This window comes from Pseudoalteromonas sp. SG41-2, from assembly GCF_014164535.1.
Taxonomy (GTDB): Bacteria; Pseudomonadota; Gammaproteobacteria; order Enterobacterales; family Alteromonadaceae; genus Pseudoalteromonas; species Pseudoalteromonas rhizosphaerae.
The window spans coordinates 1-16,877 of the sequence record NZ_JACJFK010000047.1 but is presented as its reverse complement, the minus strand read 5'-3'; the positions used below and the strand labels follow the sequence as shown (position 1 = coordinate 16,877).

17 protein-coding genes and 2 pseudogenes are annotated in these 16,877 nt (G+C 39.5%); 7 read left to right on the top strand and 12 right to left on the bottom strand.

Features of this window, described 5'->3' with window-relative positions:
- Both istB and H5186_RS21650 read left to right on the top strand, forming a co-directional pair.
- Positions 1 to 521, top strand: a 521-nt coding sequence (gene istB / locus H5186_RS21655) for an IS21-like element helper ATPase IstB (protein WP_182794958.1), incomplete at its 5' end; no start/stop codon positions are given.
- Positions 522 to 566: 45 nt separating this feature from the next.
- Complete coding sequence (locus H5186_RS21650) at positions 567 to 1,436, top strand: hypothetical protein (protein ID WP_182794957.1); 870 nt, start codon at positions 567 to 569, stop codon at positions 1,434 to 1,436.
- Here H5186_RS21650 and H5186_RS21645 read toward each other — a convergent pair.
- Positions 1,392 to 3,398, bottom strand: a complete 2,007-nt coding sequence (locus H5186_RS21645; RefSeq protein ID WP_182794956.1) for a hypothetical protein — start codon at positions 3,396 to 3,398, stop codon at positions 1,392 to 1,394. The genes H5186_RS21650 and H5186_RS21645 overlap by 45 nt on opposite strands.
- 226 nt (positions 3,399 to 3,624) lie before the next feature.
- On the opposite strand from H5186_RS21645, the gene H5186_RS21640 reads away from it, so the two are divergent.
- Together H5186_RS21640 and H5186_RS21635 are read left to right on the top strand one after the other, a co-directional pair.
- Positions 3,625 to 3,807, top strand: coding sequence for a hypothetical protein (locus H5186_RS21640; RefSeq protein WP_182794955.1), 183 nt, complete (start codon positions 3,625 to 3,627; stop codon positions 3,805 to 3,807).
- A gap of 311 nt (positions 3,808 to 4,118) precedes the next feature.
- Positions 4,119 to 4,226 (top strand): annotated as a pseudogene (locus H5186_RS21635) (thioredoxin-dependent thiol peroxidase); the annotation flags it as partial.
- Positions 4,227 to 4,352: 126 nt separating this feature from the next.
- Here H5186_RS21635 and H5186_RS21630 read toward each other — a convergent pair.
- From H5186_RS21630 to H5186_RS21620, 3 genes are all read right to left on the bottom strand, one after another.
- Positions 4,353 to 4,739 (bottom strand): nuclear transport factor 2 family protein, encoded by a 387-nt coding sequence (locus tag H5186_RS21630; RefSeq protein ID WP_149982971.1) that lies wholly within the window; start codon positions 4,737 to 4,739, stop codon positions 4,353 to 4,355.
- Between the two features lie 208 nt (positions 4,740 to 4,947).
- A complete protein-coding gene (locus H5186_RS21625; protein ID WP_182717926.1) occupies positions 4,948 to 5,829 on the bottom strand; it encodes an MBL fold metallo-hydrolase in 882 nt (293 codons plus the stop codon).
- A gap of 67 nt (positions 5,830 to 5,896) precedes the next feature.
- Positions 5,897 to 6,544, bottom strand: a complete 648-nt coding sequence (locus H5186_RS21620) for a DsbA family protein (protein WP_182740021.1) — start codon at positions 6,542 to 6,544, stop codon at positions 5,897 to 5,899.
- Positions 6,545 to 6,661: 117 nt separating this feature from the next.
- Between H5186_RS21620 and H5186_RS21615 the strand changes: the two genes are divergently transcribed.
- The gene (locus tag H5186_RS21615) at positions 6,662 to 7,555 is read left to right on the top strand and encodes a LysR family transcriptional regulator (protein WP_149982884.1); all 894 of its coding nucleotides are present in this window, start codon (positions 6,662 to 6,664) and stop codon (positions 7,553 to 7,555) included.
- A 20-nt stretch (positions 7,556 to 7,575) separates the two neighbouring features.
- On the opposite strand, the pseudogene H5186_RS23175 reads toward H5186_RS21615, so the two are convergent.
- Positions 7,576 to 7,828: pseudogene (locus H5186_RS23175) on the bottom strand (hypothetical protein); the annotation flags it as partial.
- On the opposite strand from H5186_RS23175, the gene H5186_RS21610 reads away from it, so the two are divergent.
- Entirely contained in the window at positions 7,777 to 8,643 is an 867-nt protein-coding gene (locus tag H5186_RS21610) for a hypothetical protein (RefSeq protein ID WP_182794954.1), read from the top strand. The pseudogene H5186_RS23175 and the gene H5186_RS21610 overlap by 52 nt on opposite strands.
- A 254-nt stretch (positions 8,644 to 8,897) precedes the next feature.
- Entirely contained in the window at positions 8,898 to 9,167 is a 270-nt protein-coding gene (locus H5186_RS21605) for a transglutaminase family protein (RefSeq protein WP_182761615.1), read from the top strand.
- Positions 9,168 to 9,200: 33 nt separating this feature from the next.
- Here the strand turns inward: H5186_RS21605 and H5186_RS21600 are convergent, their stop codons facing one another.
- From H5186_RS21600 to H5186_RS21570, 7 genes are all read right to left on the bottom strand, one after another.
- Positions 9,201 to 11,729 carry an excinuclease ABC subunit UvrA gene (locus H5186_RS21600; RefSeq protein WP_182794959.1) on the bottom strand — a complete coding sequence of 843 codons (2,529 nt, stop codon included), beginning with the start codon at positions 11,727 to 11,729 and terminating at the stop codon, positions 9,201 to 9,203.
- A 458-nt stretch (positions 11,730 to 12,187) separates the two neighbouring features.
- Entirely contained in the window at positions 12,188 to 12,628 is a 441-nt protein-coding gene (locus tag H5186_RS21595) for a transposase (protein ID WP_259400392.1), read from the bottom strand.
- A gap of 352 nt (positions 12,629 to 12,980) precedes the next feature.
- A complete protein-coding gene (locus tag H5186_RS21590; protein ID WP_149983455.1) occupies positions 12,981 to 13,334 on the bottom strand; it encodes a hypothetical protein in 354 nt (117 codons plus the stop codon).
- A 129-nt stretch (positions 13,335 to 13,463) separates the two neighbouring features.
- Entirely contained in the window at positions 13,464 to 13,754 is a 291-nt protein-coding gene (locus tag H5186_RS21585) for a hypothetical protein (RefSeq protein ID WP_182794953.1), read from the bottom strand.
- Between the two features lie 56 nt (positions 13,755 to 13,810).
- Entirely contained in the window at positions 13,811 to 14,155 is a 345-nt protein-coding gene (locus H5186_RS21580; protein WP_149983439.1) for a hypothetical protein, read from the bottom strand.
- 110 nt (positions 14,156 to 14,265) lie between these two features.
- Positions 14,266 to 15,966 (bottom strand): hypothetical protein, encoded by a 1,701-nt coding sequence (locus H5186_RS21575; RefSeq protein WP_182794952.1) that lies wholly within the window; start codon positions 15,964 to 15,966, stop codon positions 14,266 to 14,268.
- A gap of 124 nt (positions 15,967 to 16,090) precedes the next feature.
- Positions 16,091 to 16,540, bottom strand: a complete 450-nt coding sequence (locus tag H5186_RS21570) for a hypothetical protein (RefSeq protein WP_182794951.1) — start codon at positions 16,538 to 16,540, stop codon at positions 16,091 to 16,093.
- Positions 16,541 to 16,877 lie beyond the last annotated feature (337 nt).

The following is a 16,877-nucleotide window of genomic DNA, read 5'->3' as shown; positions in this document are numbered from 1 at the left end:
CACGTAATATAGAAAAAGCACAGATACGTAACTTAAGCCAAAATAGCTGGCTAAACTTACATCAAAATATCTTAATCACTGGGGCAACAGGCTGTGGAAAAACATACCTTGCGTGTGCCTTAGGACATGAGCACTGCCTACAAGGAAAAAGTGTTTACTATATTCGATTAAAAGAACTACTCGAAAGCCTGTTTCTAGCACAAGCAGATGGTAGTTACCGGAAATTACTGGCGAAGTTAATAAAGTATGATCTACTGATCTTAGACGACTGGGGGCTTGAACCACTGAGTGCACAGCAACGAGGTGACTTACTCGAATTAATCGATGCGCGGTATGGGTATAAATCACACATAATTATAAGCCAGCTACCACAGGAAAACTGGCATGAAATGATAGGAGAATCAACCCATGCTGACGCCATTTTAGATAGGCTAATTCATGGTTCAATTAAGTTGAACTTAAAAGGAGAATCGATACGAAAACAGTTAAATAAATTGACTGATGATGATCAGTTAAGCTAATTTAAAAACGGCTCTACAAAATGATAAATCAAGTGATCAAAGCTGATGAGAATCGGTGATCAAAGTCATGAGAATACGCAGATATTTATTAGAAAACTAATATCGGCAACTAACTCCCTGTCAGAACTTGTAATGCCTGGAGGCGATTCGGTTTATCGAACAGGTTGGGATGGGCAAATCACATGTAGTGATACTAGCGCTTGGGTTCCAGAAGGTAAATCAGTTTGGGAAATGGGATGTAATACAAATATTGCATCAAAAGCTAACAGTGACTTTAACAAACGAACAGAAGAATTTAACGAAGAATTTCAACGTTCTAACAGCTTCATTTTTATTACCCCTTACCGTTGGCATAAAAAAGAAAACTGGCTTAACGAAAAAAAGAACGATGGTAGTTGGAAAGAAATTAAGGTGCTAGATGCTGATGACTTGGAAGTTTGGTTTGAGAATGCACCGGCTGTAGCATTAGAGTTTAGTGAACTTATTGGTATTGTAGGCTCAGGAATTGAATCTGTTAAAAGCTATTGGGCTAATTGGAGTAAGCAATCTTCACCTCAAATCTCTATCAATGCTATTCAGCAAGATAGAGAGCAAGCAAATAAAGCTTTCATAGAATTAATTGAAAATCAGGCTACATTAATAAAAATTGAGGCCGACAGCCACGAAGAAGCTACCGCATTTTGCTGTTCAGCACTATTAGGTCATCCTTTAAATACAAAAGCAGCTTGTATTGTAGATGATAAGGGGTGGAGTTTTGTTAATACAAACCCTGCACTTAAAGTTGCTATTTTAGCTTCTACAAAATTAAACCTCAGACAGGCACCACGTGCAGGGATAACCCTTATACAGCCTATTTGTCATGGCGACTCGCTAAGTTTTATAGGAGCCCTCAAAAGTGAAGGCTCCATCTTCTAAAACTTCTAAATCGAAATACATTTCGGTTTTAATTTGCACCATAGGCTCATTTAAGTCATTTAATGATATAAATAATGGGGAATGCCCTTGTGAGCAAAGATTTTTTGTTATTTTAAGCTTTACTTTCGAGCAATCTACTAACAGATGACTATCAGCACTAATTGCCAAAATATTTTTAAGTTTTTCATTTTCCCAATACTTTGGGCCGCTACGTTTAAACCCAAGTTGTTGCAAGTTCTTTTGTGGTGAAAAATATAGAGCAGGAGTTTCTTTGGGCAGCGAAATTTTTTTCTGCTTTTGTTCTGTGACAAAAGATAAGCATGCTTCGTATAGTGTATGAATAAACTCAGAGTGAATTACTCTACTCATGTATGGTGAGTATGCATTAAATTTATTGCCTGTTATTAAGCCTTCTCTCTCAGCTGGATATTTTGAAAGCATAACTCTGTTCTTGGCTATCTTATGGCTATAGCTAACATCTATTACGCCAGCTAAACTAAAAATATTATCCCAGCTTTTTTCAATAGACTCTTGAAATGCTCGCCATTTTTGTTCATCAATCTTAGAGTGAGTATTTAATCTAAGTTTCCGCTTTTCTAAGTTTTTAATAGAGGCTCTAAGGTTGACACAAACATTAGTAACATGAGGGTTCCAACTTCTTAAGCTCCTAATAAACCGCTCTTGTTTCAGAAGAGACTCTAAAATATCAAGTTGAGTAGTAAGCGCGTCAAACGGGCCCGAATTATAAACTAGCTTAGGCTCTTCACCTTGCTCAGCAAAAAAGCATAATTGAAACAAGAAGGCTCTGTATGCATAAGTTTTTATTGCATGCCTTTCTTTGAATCTCCAGTAGTGTTCAATTTGCTGATAATCAGTAAAGATAAGGTTTACTAGTTCATTTGAAGTATGTGCTAAAAGCGTTTCTCCACAGTAATTTGCATCAGCTTCCTTTGGTTGCTTCCAATACAAGCATGAATAAAACTCAGCCCACCTTTCATAATATGCTAATCTTGCAGTGACGTCCCACCCCATTCTTTTAACAAGCTTAAAGTGTATACATTCAAATATCTCGTCAAGTTTTATAGCTGATAGTGCATTTTTTAGCTGTAGTTCATTGAGTGGTTTTGATGTTGAGCAGTTATTATACTTTGTGAAAGCTTTACCGTTAGATAATGAATTTATTTTATCCACTATTTCACCAACACTATCTATCCTAAAAGTTGTTCTGTTAAAGTCTAGCCAAAAGTTTCTTAGCCATTGTGTTTCTACATCTGGCGTATGGACGAAGTAGTGTTGCTGCTCTTGTCCAAAACTCACGGCTTGTGATATGTTTTTTATAAAAGAAAGAACCTTATGCGGATGAGATTTAGATATTATGTCAAAAATATCTATGGCTAGTTTATGAAACTCCTGTAGGCCCTTTGTTGAAGTTTTTAAATCAAGATCATCTGATGCGTAAAATAGGTTATGAAACCATTCACATTCAAGGATTAAATCAATACCGTTTGTTGTCTGATAACCTTGCCAACGGGCTAACTCATATAGATCCAGTATCCAACTTATTTTTGAGGTTGATTCATCTCGTAATGAATCTGATGAAATTAATTGGCGCTCTGGGTGGTACACAATCCAAGACATGACATCAGCTATTAGACGTTGAGTATGAAAAGACATTGAAATATCTTCGTTTTTCCTTGCATGTCTAACAAGTCTTAATAGTGTGTTCCAATAATTTTTTATAACAGCTAAATCATTAGTGGAGAGTTTGATCGTTTCGGTTTGCCTTCTACTATCAAACCTAAGTTTGATAGCTGCATGAAATTGATATAAAATCTCTTTAAAATCAAGGTCCCAGCTACGTTGTTCTATGTTATAAATTAACAGTTCCAGCCCTGCATTTATGCTATCAATCTCTGCTAGATCACTTCTATTATTGGACTGTGGCTTTAAAAGTTTTGCCAATCTGCTAGTTGAAGGCTTCCTATCTATTTGTAAATAGTTTTGAATCTGATTGCTAGATTTAATAGTGATATTATTAAAAAGTCGCCAATAGAAGTAAAAAGTAAACCACATTAATGCAATAAATAGTATTGGGATTAAGAGTTTTATACACAGTAAATGCATATTGTTGACGTATAAAAAAGAATACTCATCTGAGGCAAAGCTTAAGTAATATAGGCTTATAGCTATGTACACAAAAGACAGACACAATATAGATTTAGGGTTTACCCATTTCCCTCTTGTTAATCGTGTTGATAATAAGGCATTGTCGTGTTTATCAGAGTATTGGGCTGAAAACTGGATTGAAAGTGGGATACCAATAGCTACGAAGCCAGCGATTATTGCATATGTATGGCCAATAATGGAATGAAACTCCGATATAAACTTTGTTAGATAGTACAAGTTATGGTCTTATAAATAATTCCTTTTATCTCTATAGATTATCAAATTCCAAAAAAAATATCACTTCACTCTAGGGAAATTAAAAAAATAGCTTTTTTCTATTCTTCACTCGGATTTGGAGTAGAGTTGCTTTCTAGTAAGGCTTCAGGACTTATGTCATGTAGACAGGAAGATTGGTGAGGTTATTTTATGTGCAGAATTTTAATTGCACACCCAACGAACAAAGCTACAGACTTTTATTCTCAATTAAATGTGCACTTTAATTGGGGTGTAAACCAGCACCGTTTAAGCTTCTTGATCGGCCAAGACGGAACAATAAAGCACTTTTTCGATAAATTTAAAACCAAAGACCATCATCAAGTGGTGCTGGATTATTTGACTAAATAATCGGTGCTAGGTGCTACAGAGTTGAACTTAAGCGTTGCCGATTGGCAACGCTTTTTTTATGCACGAGAGTACGAAATAAAAGCGCACCTACAACATACTTGTAGTTGTTATTAAAAAACTACTTTTTTACATGACATCGCTAACGGTTTTACTATCAACAAATTGTTCAAAACTGATGATCTTACCCTCTTTGAGTATCCATAAATGGGCGACTCTGGCCTTAAAAAATTTGCCTGTGGCTTTATTGGTTCCGCTATAGCTACCATAAGCAAACACCTTGTCGCCAGCAGCAACATAGTCTTCTACCGCAAAATTATAACCATTCCATTCACTGCCTAACCGTACAAATACATTTTTTTCAATTTCATCAAAGCCTTGGTAGGTTCCGGCATATGGAAAACCAGCGGCTTCCGTCCATTGTGTTTCGTTTGTTATATAACGCTTGAGGTTTTTACCGTTTTCTTCTGAGGTCTTACCTTCATAAGTACTTTTTACAATATCAAGATTGGTCATCGATTTAGTCTCCAGATTAAAACTATTGTAATGTTCTAATGACGATATTTTGGCAGTGGTACTGCATGCTTGAAGCATAGCCAAAGCCATTACTATCGTGATTACTCGCTGAATTCCCCCCATGAAATGAAGCCTGTACAAAGAGTTGAACGGACCTTTCAAACTGCAAGCGGCTTGAAAAGCCATAAATAAATTTAAGCTGTAGTAATTAGCCCCAAGGCATCTCGCCCATAATAACTTTGGCACTTAACGCCAATACGCTATCGCCGCCAATATTTGGATAGCTTGCTTTCATTTTACTCATCAATTCACTTGAATTAGCTGAAGACTTGGCTGCAGCTTCAAAGTCTTGAATGTATTTGCGAGTAAAGTGCACCGCTTCAATAGTCAATGGCTTATCACCTAACATATGACCAGAGATCACAGTTTTAGGATGCAGCTGCTCAATAACATCAAGGGTTTTATACCAACTTTGACGTGATTCAGGTGTTTGCGTATCTGCTAAAAAAACATGCATGTTGTTAAATACCACAACACCACCCAACATAGTTTTAGTCGAAGGGATCCATACAAAAGTATGTTTTGGATCATGACCGTCAAGACCAACAATATTCACTTTTTCACCATCAACCAATAAGGTGTCGCCTTGCAATACTTCTGGCAAAACTAGTTTTTGCGGTGCGTTTTCTTTAAGAATTGGCCCCCAATAAGCCTTTTTAGGCGCCATTGACGCTTTAATATAATCTCGGGTTTTAGCAGTTGATAATACCTTAGCATCAGGATAGGCCTCGGTGATCACGTCTAAGCCAAAATAATAGTCAGGATCACCATGACTAATATAAATAGTGGTTAATTTTTTACCTGATTTTTTAATCAACTCAACCACTGATTGTGCATCATTGCGCTGAAATTGCGCATCAACTAAAATCGCTTCGGTTGGACCGCTGATCAACACCGAACTAACTGGGAACGTGCTTTTTTGTTGTGGATTAAACACACTGGTTTCAAGTGTTGCACTAACTGCATTGGCAGATACTGCCATCATTGTAGCAAGCGTGCTTGCCTGAATTAATTTAGATAAAAATGTCATAGTAGCCTCTAAAATGTCGCTCATTTAGCGAGTAAATTGGGTGTTTTTAAACGTGTAAAATTATTGGTTAATCAATCGTACTAATTAATTGTTTTACATAAGCTAACCACTGCTGTGGCTGACCGTAATAACGCGAGTGGTCTAATTTAGTAAATGCGCCATCGCCGTGCTCAAACGCAAGTGTTGGAAACCCACTACCGCCAACTAAATTCAACATCTGCCGCGCTTTAATTATTTGCTGCTGCGTTTTTTCGCCACTAAAAAGGTCAAACGCATTTAAAAAAGCCCTAGAGCTAGCACCAAGTTGAGTGGCTATGTTAGCTAAATTAGCTATATCAGACTGAGAACGGCCAAGTACAAATTGATCAACTTGCATTCTATGCAGCATGGCAACAGTATTAAGACCTAAAGATCCACCAGCTAGTAGCGCCGTGATCGGCGTATCTGAATCTAAAATTCGCTGCTTATCATCTAATAGCGTTTCATAATAAGTTGGACTAAATACTTGCCCCGTTAAACTCGTGATCCTGTTATCCATGGCGATTATTTGCTGATGAAAATCAGCTGATAACTGACGTTTATTAGCCCCTGAAAATAAGCCGCCGCCATACAGCTTAATATCTATTGTTGTTAATTGAGTGAGTTCATCAATCAGCGGTGCGACGGCATAACACCAACCACACTGCGGGTCCATAATGAAATGCAAGGTCTTCATTTTATTTTCCTGTCAGCAGTATTAAATTTATGAAACAAGTATAAATTGCAAATATGTTGCAATAAACATCACAACAGGCAATAGTTAATTGCATATATCGAACATATAGGAAATAAAATGGACAGGATCACCGCAGCTCAAGTCTTTGTTAGAATTGTCGAGCAAGGTAGTATGGTCAGCGCAGCGCATTCGTTAGATATGTCGCGCTCGATGGTAACTAGGTACTTAAGCGAAATGGAAAGTTGGGCGAATAGTCAGTTATTACATCGCTCTACGCGTAAACTCACGCTCACCGCCGCAGGTGAAAAAGCTTTTGTAAATTGTCTGTCGTTATTAGATTTAGCCAAACAAGTGTCTATCCCTTTAGAGCAAGATCATGTCGCACAACCTGAAGGGTCGATCCGTATTTCTTGCTCTCAATTTGTCGCCGCTAATTTATTGCCAGCAGTAATTGATCAGTTTTTAGATGAGTATCCCAAAGTACATATAGATATTCATATCAGTAACCAAGTAACTAATTTAGTTGAAGATAGAATCGATCTAGCAATACGTATTACCAACGACTTAGACCCCAATATCATTGCACGCCCGCTGGGTCGTTGCCGCTCAGTGTTATGCGCCACCGAAGATTACCTAAATCGTTTTGGTTACCCTGTTTACCCTGATGATTTGGCCAAACATAATTGCTTAATTTATTCTAATTTTGGAAAAAGTTTGTGGCATTTCAGCAAAGAAGAACTCGCGGTTGTTACTTCAGTCGCTGGCAACTTCAGTGCGAATGAATCAATGCTCTTACTTCAATCAGCACTCAAAGGACGCGGTATATCTTTACAACCTAAACATGCCGTACAACAGTTGATCAATGATAAAAAGCTGGTTCATGTGCTCCCCAACTATGAGCCAGCGTCCTTAGGTATTTACGCCATATACCGTTCTCGCAAACACCAATCTATAGCGATTAGAAAGTTACTCGAGCGCCTAATTGCGTATTTTGAAAAAACAGACACTTAAAAATACAAATAACTTAAAATTAATAAGCGCATAAACCAGCTAATGCTACTTAAACTCCCTTGGTATTGCTCAACCGTTTGATTCAAAAAGGTGAGCTCTGTTTTACTCAATTTTACCCATTGCAAATACTTTTTCGTCAATAACGTAGCTTTACACAGCTTATGCCAGCGTAGAATTATAGCTTTGTCATTAAGTCTATTTGCTTTTTATCATCAACTTAAGTGCTAAGTGCGTGTGATTACTCATCACTGCATACGCACACAGAGAAATACAATGACCAAATTTTAGGCTGGATGTCTTGCTTATTGTTGAGTAAACCAAGACTTAGTAATTCAATTCTAGCGAATACCACTGAAGCGATAACCTCATTTACGCCACTAACCCTTGGTACTTATACTGCTTCGGTTAGTGTAACGGACGATGCAGGTAATACGGTTGTAAAACACCTTTTAATTGCTGTTTCTCTGCATGATGTTAGCTGGCTTGGTAGTGTTAGCGGTCGTCTGGTTGATGCTTTAGGGCGCGGCCTTGCTAATGTCGATCTGTTTTCAAGTGAAGCAATAATAGACAGTTTATATTTCTCTACGGATGATAATGGCTATTATCAAGCAGTAATAGGCGTAGGAGTAGAGAAGAAATTTAGCATTATGGGTTTTAGCTCTCCATTTAGATCTGCTACCGTTGTGAGAGAGCTGCAGGTAACTACCAACCACTTCACTATTGATTTAGGTACAAAAACAGCACTTATTAAGCAAAATGTCCGTATTGGTTTGACAGCTTGTGAAGGGTATAGCGGCCCTACTGAGCTTAAGCTTAAATTTAACTCATTAGATTTCACGTTAGAAGGGGGAGAATTAGATCAGTCCGTTTCTGACAATCAAACAATCACTATTGGCAAAACCAAAGATTTTTCAATACTTGCACCTTTTTTATATCGTGTAGAACCAGATGATTATCCTGTTACTTGGATAAAAAACACCGAAAAAGGAGATTATGATCATAAGGAAGAATGGCAATTAGATTTACGTGCTAACTCAAATGATGTTGTTGAGCACACATTTGAAGTCTGTGACCAGCTCACCCCATAATGATTAAAGCTTGCTTGATAAACCTTTATCGAATTTTCAGCTTAGGTCGATTCAATTTATCTTAATAAGAAAAGCTTTTGTACTAGTACAGAAGCTTTTTTGAGTAGATATCACTGATTTTTAGTGAGACGTTCAAGCTCTATATCACCTAGATACACCAAGATTTTAGTATTGAATATCGCGAAGATAGCCCACCATTACCCGCTAATGAAACCTTTAAAATTAACAAAGGATCTTGTAGTGAATTGTCTTAGATGCAAATTAATCTGCTGCGCCATTTTGGCATTGCCGTGCGTTTTGTCAGCGGCTATTTCTATTTTGATATGGAAACCCCTTCGATGAACTGCACGCTTGGCAGAGGTTTTTTACCTGGTACAGGTTGGTTAGGTTTTAACCCCAACCATGGTATTTTGACTGATAATACCCACTTTGATGTCGCGTCCAGCGCCGCCCGAAAACACCATGCCTATTTATGGTGGTATACGGGGCAGCGCAACATCGCAATTAATCACCAACTTAAGTAAAAAAAACGTCGATAACCTAAAGTCAGACTAATGCTAAGGCGACAAAAAGGGTGCTGTTTGGCTGGCCTTTGACTTAGCGACATTGGCCGGTGGTCCTTGAGCAACAATACTCCCACCTTCATCGCCCGCACCAGGACCAATATCAATGACCCAGTCGCTATGGCTCGCGACCTGCATATCGTGTTCAACCATGATTACGGTGTTACCTGCGTCTACCAGACCATTTAATTGCAACATCAACATAGCGACATCTGCGGGATGAAGGCCATTAGTTGGTTCATCGAGAATATACAAGGTGTCACCGCGTTGCGTTCGTTGCAACTCAGTAGCTAATTTTATCCGTTGCGCTTCACCGCCCGATAATTCGGTAGCAGGCTGACCAAGCCTTAAGTAGCCGAGCCCCACTTGCAACAAGGCATCCAAAGCGCGTGCTATTAAAGGCTCATCCATAAAAAATTCACGAGCTGTTTCGACGGTTAAATAAAGCACTTCAGCGATATTTTTATCTCGATAAGTAATATCGAGCGTTTCGTCATTGTAACGCTGCCCTTGACATACCTGACAAGGCGAATAAACACTAGGCAAAAACAACAATTCGACACTCACAAATCCTACGCCTTCACAATTCGAACAACGCCCCTTTGCCACATTAAACGAAAAACGCCCTGCGTCGTAGCGCCTCGCTTTTGCTTTGGGTGTGGCGGCGAATAGCTTACGTACATGGTCAAACAAACCGGTGTAAGTGGCAAGGTTTGAGCGTGGTGTTCGGCCAATAGCTTTCTGATCCACGGTCACTAAACGTCGGATGTGCTGTATGCCATCAACAATTTTACCGCTGGTGGCGATTTCTAATTCTTCCTCAAGTAAATCAGTCTCATCATTGGGTGCCTCGACGGTATTTTGCTGACCAAGGGCATCAGACACAAGCTCCACCAGCGCCTGACTGACTAAACTCGATTTTCCCGAACCCGAGACACCGGTAACGCTAGTCATAAGCCCTAGCGGAAACTCAATGTCGATATTCTTCAAGTTGTTTCGCTTAACCTGAACTAATTTGAGCCAAGCATTCGGCTGTCTTGGCCTATGTGCTGCACTGTTATCTTTATTAAACACAAATCGACCAGTGTGAGACTCGGTTATCTCGCGCAAGCCCTCAAGCGGACCACTGTAAATAATTTCTCCGCCATGGGTTCCAGCATTGGGACCTACATCAACAATCCAATCTGCATGGCGAATAACGCTAACATCATGCTCTACCACAAATACTGAATTACCCGTTGCGATTAATTCATCTAAGGCACCTAGCAATGCTTGAGTATCAGCGGGATGCAGACCGGCTGAGGGTTCGTCTAATACGTAAACGACACCAAATAATTGAGAGCGGATCTGCGTTGCAAGGCGCAGGCGCTGTAGTTCGCCCGGAGATAACGTGGGCGTACCACGTTCAAGCGACAAATAACCCAAACCAAGTCGAGTAAGCGCTTCAACACGAGTAAGAATATCGCTGGCAATGCGCTGTGCGACGATGGCTTTTTCTCGATTAACGGTGTTATCGTCGGGCTTGCTATTAGCAGTATCCTTTAACCGCAACGCCAACTCAGTCAGCGTCAATTGCGACAATTCACCAATATCAAGTCCAGCAAATTTAACCGACAGTGACGCTTGTTTGAGTTTTTTCCCCTGACATTCGGGGCATTGAGAAATCTGCATAAACTGCGACACCCGCTTTTTGGTGCGCGGGCTTTGCGTAGTAGCAAATGACTGCAAAATAAAACGCTTGGCGCTTGTATAGGTCCCCATGTAATTGGGCTTTTCCCCTTTATCAATTGCCTCTCGTATTTGGCTAATATTGTAGTCTCGATAAACCGGCACTTCAGGGGTTTCATCGGTAAACAAGATCCAATCCCGCGTTTTTTGCGGCAATTTTTTCCAGGGAATATCAACTTCATGGCCCAATGCAATCAAAATACGCAATAAGTTTTGCCCTTGCCATGCTGGCGGCCATGCCGCGATAGCGCGTTCCCTAATGGTCTTGCTGTCATCTGGTACCAACGACTTCTCTGTCACTTCAAATACACGACCTATACCATGGCATCGCTCACAAGCGCCCTCTGGGGTATTTGGCGAGAAGGCGTCAGCGTAAAGTATATTTTGACCTGTTGGATATTGCCCTGCACGGGAATAAAGCATGCGCAAGCCATTAGAAATCGTGGTAACACTACCAACAGATGAACGCACCGATGGAGTTCCTCGCTGCTGTTGCAGTGCTACTGCTGGCGGTAACCCTTCGATTGAATCAACATCTGGCTCCTCTACTTGATCAATCAAGCGACGGGCATAAGGCGAAACAGAATCTAGGTAACGACGCTGAGATTCAGCAAACAAAGTGCCAAAGGCCAATGACGACTTTCCTGAGCCAGAAATACCAGTAAAAACCACCAAGGCATTACGGGGCAAATCAACATTGATGTTTTTTAAGTTGTGAACCCGTGCACCTCTGACTTGGATACATTCATCAGGCTCGATATAACTAGGTTTGTTTTTTTTTCGAACGATTGTTATCTCCTTTTTTGTAGCGTGTTGGCATAAAAAAACCACCTTACGGTTTTATAGATATGGAGGTTGATGATAAATTAGCAAGACTAAAATTATTATCACCTCTACCACAAAAAAAGGATAGCCAACTTGCCTACCCTTTTTATAAAATCTTAAAATACTAACGTTAATCAACTTTCAGTAAAGTGGCTAAGCATTCACTAAATTGATATTTATTTAAAGCCCCTTCCAAAGCATTCATACCCGCAAAACGTAATAAATTTTTAGGCTGTTTATCTGTTGTTACGCTTTCAATACGTTTTTGTACGCTGGTGTGGGTTGATTCTTAGGGGTGTTAGCTATTTTGGCGCGTATTAGGTTTAAGTCGATATACGCCATACCAGCTGGCAGTGCAGCTTCATCAAAGAGCGCTTGTGATTACTCTTTATCGAAAGGAAAGGTCCTTCCCACAAATTTAAAGGCCGTTAGGCAGCCCGAAGGGTGAGCGCCAAGGACGGCAGCGAATAATATTTACCCGTGCAGTTATCTTCTTTATTGGCCTCGCGGGCAATGTACTCATTGAGGTTTTTCATATACCAGCTGATGTCATACAATCTTTCTCGCCATTTAGCGATGATCTCATTAAAAAAGAGCAAACTTGGCTTATCTAACTGCCCACCTTTTAAGTGGCGGTCGACTAAAAAGTGGCCGTTATAAAGCTGATACCAGCGTTTAATTACTTCATCATCGGACCAATCAAGTGCTTGACGCCTATTGACGTTCACAACAAGGTGGTAGTGATTGCTCATAATCGCGTAGGCAGCAACTTCAATGGCGAACACACTACTTAATAACTTAATTCGCTCTACTAACCACTCCCTACGATGATCAAAGTTTTTACCTGTGTATTTATCATCACCACACAAGAATGCACGTCTTGCATATTCTCACGCATCGTGAGATTAAGATGTCGATGCTAAATCAATAAGCTTTTTTCTTGCGCGAGTCATAATATATCAACTTCACCAGATACTGTATGTAATAACAGTAGTTGATACTATGATTTTTGCAAAAAAATGTGCCTGTCCTTTTTTACTCATCAAGAACCTCATAGAGAGGCACTCCGAAATCAGTCATTTCGACCAATAATAACCGCTCATCCTCTGTTAATTTGAACAGCTCTAGATTCATGATATGCAACTAACGCTTAAACAGCGGAAAACGCGAGCGTATAGGCCGTTGTTTGGCCTGCGAGGGATTTTCCGATGGTTTAACTTGTCATATGTCCCATGCGACATCAGTAACGCCCTCAATGTTTTTTGCGATGTTTTCGATAACTTGTCTTGCTTTCACTTCAGGTGACTTATTGACTTTACCAAAAAACTTCTTAAAAAAGGAGATGCGTTGTTCTGGCCAAACCTGCCATAAAGGAGTTTCCGACTCCTCGTCATTTTTACCGAGGTACACATCAACCATCACTCCGTCGATGTTCATAGCAATACTAAACATATAATCACTGTCGATAGGAGATTCTGGATTAAAATTCAACTTTTTAAGTTCAGAAAACACATACTCAGCAAGAGACTTATTAGATTTAAACATCGCTGATTTGAAATACAGGTTATCACTCACCTCGGTTCCTCCTTGGACATATAACGCCCAGCTCACCGCGCGTAATATGTTGGCGACTTTACTGCGTGTTTTTGCAGGAAAGGTGCAAGTATTACGGAGTCCGGTGAAGCTGTTTGTTATGTTTTTATTTTAAATACCACTATGTGTAACAATCAATATTATAAATGTTGAAGTAAAAATGCCTATAAGAACAGCCGTTTTGATTAAAGCCATTACGTGATTACGCCAACCTTTTAACTTATATGAACGATACCAAGTTAAAGAAATTGCCACTAAGCCGACAAAAAAAGCCAAATAAACAAAGTAACGTCCGTATGAAAAATAGATATTGGCCAAATCTGGAACAAATAGAAAGGCTGTAGCAACAGTGCATAAACTGCATGCTAGCACCCATACAAATCTATCTATTCTTAGTTCCATTGGCTAGCTACCTCTTGGAAACGCCGTCGCCGTGCCTGGCCTTGTTAGCATTTTTACTACTCATTTAGCTCTGGCAATATCAATTTCTTTTGTAACTTAACGAACGATTCTTTCGTGTATGGACCAAAAACAAACTCGGTAGCATCCGCAAATTTATGGTCTTTTTCCCGATCTATGTAGTAGTAAGCACATGACTGTTCTGGGCAAGCATATACTGAAATGAATTTTTCATTTGCATTGATACTCATGGGCTCATCTATACGTCCAATATATGCTCCATCACCAACGTTAAAGCCAAGACTTTTAACACCGTCTATCCAGTAAACTTCATAGGGTCCATCACTCCAAGAAGAGGAGCATCCCACCAGAAGTACTGCAACCAAAAATGAAATGTGCTTCACGATTCCCCTTGCATGCTAACGCCGCCAGCAGGGGTGACAAAACCAGAGCGGAGCGGCGGTTTTGGCATCTCTCTGCCTGGCCTTGTTAGTTTTTGAAGCCAAGGAATTTCTCATTTTTCCTTAAGTGCCTCAGCTATTATCTCAAGCGATTCATCGCAGTCACTGCAAATTTTCTCAAAGTGTTTTCTGAAACTACCATACTCTTTCAAAGCATTTTTTCGCTCATTTTCCGCTTCTGTTCCAGACGTATGTCCTTTCAATATTGAGCGCAAATTATGGACAACGTGAAAAGGAGACATAATCTCCCTAGCATGGTCTTCTTCAAAATCTATAGCGACAAGTATGGTCTCCAATAATTTTAATGCCCTAAGCCGAGCATCAGGCTTACAGCCTAGCGATTTAGCCTTTTTACGTAACCACTTTTCTTGGAGACCTTCTACTAACAGCTGATCGAAATTTAATATTTCCTCGGCCCATTCATCTTTGGAGTCTGTATAAGGGTAATGAACTTTATCTGGAGCGTTTTCGTCTCGAAGAACCCACCAATGCGCACCTTCAGAATGAAGTTTCTCCAATTTGCGCTTTAAGCTTGGCAATGGGTCATATTCTTCATAAAACTGACCTTCAAAGTCTGTTTTAATTGCGCGATCTGAAAGTGGTGCCTTTGGTTTCTCGTTATACTGTTTCCAATGAAGCTGCTCTTCATATGGCAATCGACTTAAATAGATTAAATAAGTGTGAACCTGCCCAGCAGAATTGATATCGAAAGTTTCTAGATGCCATGAAGCTCTACAACCTACAGAGCGACTATCAAGCTTATATTTTGCTCGATCACTTTTGTATTTAGATAGTACTTCTGGTTTAAAAAACGCAGGTGTAATCTCGAAGGGAAGATCTGATTTTGTGAAATAATTAGACAAGCAAGTAGGATCGCATGATATTTCAGTAATGACCTTATTTTTCCAATCATGGGCAATGTAAGAGCAATATTTTTTAGTTTCTTCGTCAACAGACCTACCCCAAACACGGTTTACTATGTGCTTTTTAGGGAGACTAAGTTCTATAAGCTGAAACCCTCTCGAATAACTTCCTACCCCTGGAGTTATCGATAAGGAACCAAAAATTGATGCTGAGTTTCCAAAACCCACGGACTCGCGACTATTATCCCAACCAGAAAAGTTACCAGACTTATATCTTGTAAAATCAAACATTCTAATTAAAGTTAGGTTTTCAACACCTAAATACTCGCTTAACACTTCCTTCTTCGCGCATATTATTGTGCCAGTCTCATTCCTTGGAAGGTCATCAATTTCGAGTATTTTAAATACATCGAGCATATCCCCATGATCATCCAGCTTGCACCATGCATTTCGCTCTGGAACAAAGTGGATATCAAGTACATGAGCTAATTTTTGGTTTAATTCATAATAACTTTGATTGTTATTGATACCTTCAAATGAACGCCCGAATACGATCTGCTCACCAGTTTTCAGCGTTTCACTCCCCGAGCTAGAAAGAGGAGGTTCTATCCAAGCATCATCAGACGAGCAAGTTAGCCCCCATGATGAGAACGGGTCGTAACTCCACTTTTGGAGATCTATTAGTACTTCATCATTTGGCTCAACGTTGGGAATAAGTACTGAATGTATGAAAGTGTGTGGTAGGGAAGAATAGATGATAATGTATTCATCCTTCGCTTCATCCTCTAGATAGTCCACCAACCCTTCTTGCGACGCCCAATAATCAAAATCAATTTGATTTTCTGGCTCCAAGGCAAGCGAGTAAACTCCTTTTAAATTAAATAAATCCATATTTCTCTGCTTCTCTCGCTAACTTGTGAAAACTAACGCCCTGTTAATGGGCAAAATATAGTTGGCTAAAATTAGCGACGGAGGAGCAAAAGCCAACTGTATTTTGTCCTTGTTAAACAGTTTGTTATGTATCTTTTTTCCGATTAAAGAAGAGTGAACCTATCATCACTAAAGCAACTATCAATAGTGCATAAGCGGTTTCTTTATCTGAAGATACGACATCTTCCAAAGAATAAACCTTAGTTCCGTCAAGAATAAACTCATACGCCATGGCAAAGTTAGTTTCGCTAGGCAAAACAGAAACAATTACGGAGCGACCGATTAATTTCTGCTTTTTGTCATCGCAATTGGTTCTCAGCGAAAACTCTTCCAATACTTTGTAGGACGAAATGCCTCCCTCGTTTTTTAACACTACCGTTGGCGAGCCGTCTTTACTTCCCGAATTACAACTTACAGACTCAATAGAACCAATTTTTTGTATTAGCTCAATTCTGGAAATTTCATCCTGATTTAACTTCAGGAGACCTAACCCGAAAAAAAGTATTGAAAGTAAAATCCAAGCACCGTACTTCAATATTTCACCCTAGATACATAACAGCTTATTCAAAGGATCTAAACCCACAAGTTGCAGACAGAAAATCCTTCGAGTTTTTTAATACTTTCAGTCTAACTCTGTATCTAAATGTAAATCAAGGGATTTATATTTGTTGTTTTTTTGTTGTTGTAAAATACAAGAAATAATCCCGCGAGTTGTTGAAAAAAAACCAAACACAACTACTGTTTATATATGGCTATGTTGTCTTTCGGTGTTGGTGAACTATAGTTAATGTACTGAAACCCAACAACGGCAGGTGCAATATGGCTTCCAAGCAGTTTCAAAATATACTACATCACATTACCAACTTAAATTA